The organism is Gordonia sp. (in: high G+C Gram-positive bacteria), from assembly GCF_020438995.1.
Lineage (GTDB): Bacteria > Actinomycetota > Actinomycetes > Mycobacteriales > Mycobacteriaceae > Gordonia.
The window spans coordinates 1-3778 of the sequence record NZ_JAGQTN010000142.1 but is presented as its reverse complement, the minus strand read 5'-3'; the positions used below and the strand labels follow the sequence as shown (position 1 = coordinate 3778).

5 protein-coding genes and 1 pseudogene are annotated in these 3778 nt (G+C 67.8%); 5 read left to right on the top strand and 1 reads right to left on the bottom strand.

Going from position 1 to position 3778, the window contains the following annotated elements; genetic code table 11:
• The first annotated feature begins 51 nt into the window (after positions 1 to 51).
• On the top strand, positions 52 to 1374 hold the full coding sequence (gene murF, locus KDB67_RS10850; RefSeq protein ID WP_291015661.1) for a UDP-N-acetylmuramoyl-tripeptide--D-alanyl-D-alanine ligase: 1323 nt from the start codon (positions 52 to 54) through the stop codon (positions 1372 to 1374).
• Positions 1375 to 1442: 68 nt separating this feature from the next.
• The gene (locus KDB67_RS10845) at positions 1443 to 1847 is read left to right on the top strand and encodes a hypothetical protein (protein ID WP_291015659.1); all 405 of its coding nucleotides are present in this window, start codon (positions 1443 to 1445) and stop codon (positions 1845 to 1847) included.
• On the opposite strand, the gene KDB67_RS10840 is transcribed toward KDB67_RS10845, so the two are convergent.
• Positions 1842 to 2408 (bottom strand): hypothetical protein, encoded by a 567-nt coding sequence (locus KDB67_RS10840; protein ID WP_291015657.1) that lies wholly within the window; start codon positions 2406 to 2408, stop codon positions 1842 to 1844. The genes KDB67_RS10845 and KDB67_RS10840 overlap by 6 nt on opposite strands.
• A 282-nt stretch (positions 2409 to 2690) precedes the next feature.
• On the opposite strand from KDB67_RS10840, the gene KDB67_RS10835 reads away from it, so the two are divergent.
• The 3 genes and pseudogenes from KDB67_RS10835 to KDB67_RS10825 form a co-directional block, all read left to right on the top strand.
• Positions 2691 to 3047, top strand: a complete 357-nt coding sequence (locus KDB67_RS10835; RefSeq protein WP_291015655.1) for an NADH-quinone oxidoreductase subunit A — start codon at positions 2691 to 2693, stop codon at positions 3045 to 3047.
• Positions 3048 to 3050: 3 nt separating this feature from the next.
• Positions 3051 to 3605: an NADH-quinone oxidoreductase subunit B family protein gene (locus tag KDB67_RS10830; protein WP_291015653.1), complete on the top strand. Its 555-nt coding sequence runs from the start codon at positions 3051 to 3053 to the stop codon at positions 3603 to 3605.
• Positions 3602 to 3778: pseudogene (locus KDB67_RS10825) on the top strand (NADH-quinone oxidoreductase subunit C); the annotation flags it as partial. The gene KDB67_RS10830 and the pseudogene KDB67_RS10825, both read left to right, overlap by 4 nt.

Below are 3778 nucleotides of genomic sequence, written 5' to 3'. Positions count from 1 at the left end.
GCGTCGGTCCGTGACGCGGGCGCCGACCGGGCGCCCAGTACATTGATCGGCATGCGTTTCACGGCAGCACAGATCGCTCAGGCAACCGGTGGTGAGGTGGTCGGCGACGCCGGCGCCGTGATCGACGAGGTGAACATCGATTCGCGCATCGTCGAACCGGGGCAGTTGTTCGTGCCGATCGTCGCCGAACGGGATGGTCACGCGTTCATCGGTAAGGCCGTCGACGCCGGGGCGACGGTGTATCTGTCGTCGGATACAGGTACCGACGTTCCGGGGGCGACGATCGTCCGGGTCGCCGACACCGCCCTGGCCCTGGCCGATCTGGGCCGCGCGGCCCGCACCCGGCTGCCCGACCGGGTCGTCGGCGTCACCGGCTCGGTGGGCAAGACCTCCACCAAGGATCTGCTGGCCGGGGTGCTGGCCACCACGTATCCGACAGCGGCGAGCGAGAAGTCGTTCAACAACGAACTCGGCCTGCCGATGACGCTGGTGAACGCCCCCGACGACACCGAGGCCGTGGTGCTGGAGATGGGTGCGCGCGGCGTCGGGCACATCGAGCTGCTCTGCGGCATAGGCCGGCCGACGGTCGGGGTGATCACCCGCGTCGAGTCGGTGCATCTGGAGATGTTCGGCTCGCTGGAAGCGGTGTCCCGGGCCAAGGGCGAGCTGATAGAGGCCCTTCCCGACAACGGCGTCGCGGTGCTCAATGCCGACGATCCGGTGGTCGCGGCGATGTCGGCACGTACGTCCGCACCGGTTCTGACGTACGGCCTGTCCGCCTCGGCCGACGTGTACGCGTCCGCGGTGTCGCTGGATGACGAACTGCGGGCGTCGTTCCGGCTGCACAGCCCGTGGGGTGAGTCGGACGTACAACTCGGTGCGCGCGGCGAGCATCAGGTACCCAACGCGCTCGCCGCGGCCGCTGCGGGTGGCGGGGTGGGCGTGCCGGTCGAACAGATCGTGCTCGGCCTGCGCAGTGCCGCGTTGTCGGGGCTGCGGATGGAACTGGTCACCACGCCGGGCGGCGTGATCGTCATCAACGACGCCTACAACGCCAACCCGACGTCGATGACCGCGGCACTGAACTCCCTCGCGACACTCCGGGCGGGCCGCCGGATCGCGGTGCTCGGCACGATGGCCGAACTCGGCGACGACTCCGACGCCGCGCACGCCGGCGTCACCCGCACCGCGCTCGACCTGGGTGTCGAGGTGATCGCCGTGGCCGCACCCGCGTACGGCGACGGTGCCCGGCACGTCGACAGCGTCGATGCGGCCGTCACAGCCCTCGAAGATCTGACCGACGGCGACGCGGTACTGGTCAAGGGCAGCCGCGTGGCTGCTCTCGAACGGGTCGCACAGGGGTTGCTCGGCTAGGCGGCGACCTCCGAGCGTCGGCAGGAAACAGCCCTCGCCGCCCGCAACCACGGCGTAGCATCGGGCCGGTGACGAATACCCTTCGCGTGCTCGTCTATTCGAGCGACTCCGACACGCGTGCCCAGGTGATCGGTGCATTGGGTACCCGCCTCGACGCCGATGGCCCCGAGTTGTCGTACTACGAGGTGGCCACCGCACCGATGCTGTTCACGCAGCTCGACTCCGGATCGGTGGACGCCGCGATCCTCGACGGCGAGGCCTCCCCGGTCGGCGGTCTGGGCATCGCCAAGCAGATGAAGGACGAATACGATCCGGCGCCACCCACGCTGGTGCTGCTCGGCCGCGCCGACGACCGCTGGCTGGCCGACTGGTCACGCACCGAGGCGACGGCCGTGCTCCCGGTCGATCCGCTGGCTCTGTCGGCGGCGTTCGCGCAGATGCTGCACACCGCGGGGATCACCGCCCGGTCATGACCCCGAGCCGGTCGACGAACCCGTCAATGAACCGGTCAGTGAGCCCGGCCCGCCGACGGTGAAGGTACCCACGCCGGGCAACGACGGCTGTCCGGCCCGCGGGCTCAGCGGCGAACCGATCACCTGGGTATGGATGACGACGCGGCCCTCCCCGACAATCGCCGTGAGCGAGGTGGGTGTGCTGCCGAGGTAGTTGCGGCACGCCTTGACCGTCGCCGCGCCCGTCCACATCCTCGTCAGGTTCACCCAGTACACCCGTACCAGGGCACCAGCTGCCGAGGTCGCACAGACCGTCGGTGAGGCCGGGGCCGAGAACCGGACGACGGCCGGATTGTCGGTGGTGGTGACGTTGACCGTGGCGAAGTACGGCCCGGGCACGACCAGTCCGCTCACCGCGAGCGCGGTGGACGGGATCTGATAGACGGGAATGCTGACCGGCGCGGCGCTCGCCGGCCCGGTACTCACTGCCGCGAGCGCGACCGCCGCGCATGTACCCGCGACCGCGCGAGCAGCCGTCGAGATCTTGGTCGTCGAGATCTTGGTCGTCGAGGTCTTGATCATGGCGAAATCTCTCCTTGTGGTCGATCCTTCGCACGTCCACGGCCTGGTCGCGACCGCGGGCGCGCATGCCAGATAGCACTCATCGCTTGTGTCGGGTGACACATATCCCTCGTTACACGAACCACCCCGGGCCCACCACCGGCTGTACGAAACCCCGGGAAACAGCAAACGTCCCCACCACGCCGATCACGCCTTGTAGGGTTGTGTTGTAGCTCACAGCCTGGGCTATAGGTAAGTCGACGCATCTCCCGGCGACCACGAGTCGCGGATGGAGGCCCGTTCATGAACGCTTACGTACCGATCATGGTGCTTGCGGCCATCGCCGCGGTGTTCGCCGTGGTGTCGGTGGGCATCGCGGTGTTCATCGGCCCGCGCCGGTACAACCGTGCAAAACTCGAACCCTACGAGTGCGGTATCGAACCGTCGATCAGCCGGACCGGGCAGCGAATACCGGTGAAGTTCTACCTCACCGCGATGCTGTTCATCATCTTCGATATCGAGATCGTCTTCCTCTATCCGTGGGCGGTGGCCGTCGATCAGCTCGCCTGGTTCGGTCTGCTGGCCGTCGGTCTGTTCATCGTCAACGTGTCCATCGCGTACGCCTACGAGTGGCGGCGCGGCGGCCTGAGCTGGGAGTAGACGATGGGACTGGAAGAGAAACTCCCCAGCGGTGTCCTGCTGAGCACCGTCGAGGGTTTGGCCGGGTTCATGCGCAAGGGCTCACTGTGGCCGGCGACGTTCGGCCTCGCGTGTTGCGCGATCGAGATGATGGCCACCACCTCGGGCCGCTACGACCTGGCCAGGTTCGGGATGGAGGCGTTCCGGGCATCGCCCCGGCAGGCCGACCTGATGATCGTGGCAGGCCGGGTGAGTCAGAAGATGGCGCCGGTGCTGCGGCAGATCTACGACCAGATGGCCGAACCGAAATGGGTTCTGGCCATGGGGGTTTGTGCGTCGTCGGGTGGAATGTTCAACAACTACGCCATCATTCAGGGCGTCGACCACGTGGTGCCCGTCGACATCTATCTGCCCGGCTGCCCGCCCCGGCCGGAGATGCTGCTCAACGCGATCCTGACCCTGCATCAGCAGATCCAGGAGATGCCGCTCGGTGTCGACAGGGAGAAGGCGATCTGGGCGGCCGAACGTGCCGCACTCGAAGCCAAACCGACCATCGAGTTCACGGGGCTGCTTCGATGACGACCGATTCTGAACGCAGGGCATCGGAACGCCCGGCGCCCGACCACGAGGTGATCGCCGTCCGGCGTGGCCTGTTCGGCGCGAAGGGTTCCGGTGATACCTCCGGCTACGGCGGGCTCGTCCGGCCGGTGACGCTCGCCGGCGCCTCGGCACGTCCCTATGGCGGCTACTTC

Excerpts from the sequence above, each read along its gene's own strand:
- murF (WP_291015661.1), top strand. The coding sequence starts at position 52 with ATGCGTTTCACGGCAGCACAGATCGCTCAGGCAACCGGTGGTGAGGTG.
- KDB67_RS10840 (WP_291015657.1), bottom strand. The coding sequence starts at position 2,408 with ATGATCAAGACCTCGACGACCAAGATCTCGACGACCAAGATCTCGACG.
- KDB67_RS10835 (WP_291015655.1), top strand. The coding sequence starts at position 2,691 with ATGAACGCTTACGTACCGATCATGGTGCTTGCGGCCATCGCCGCGGTG.
- KDB67_RS10830 (WP_291015653.1), top strand. The coding sequence starts at position 3,051 with ATGGGACTGGAAGAGAAACTCCCCAGCGGTGTCCTGCTGAGCACCGTC.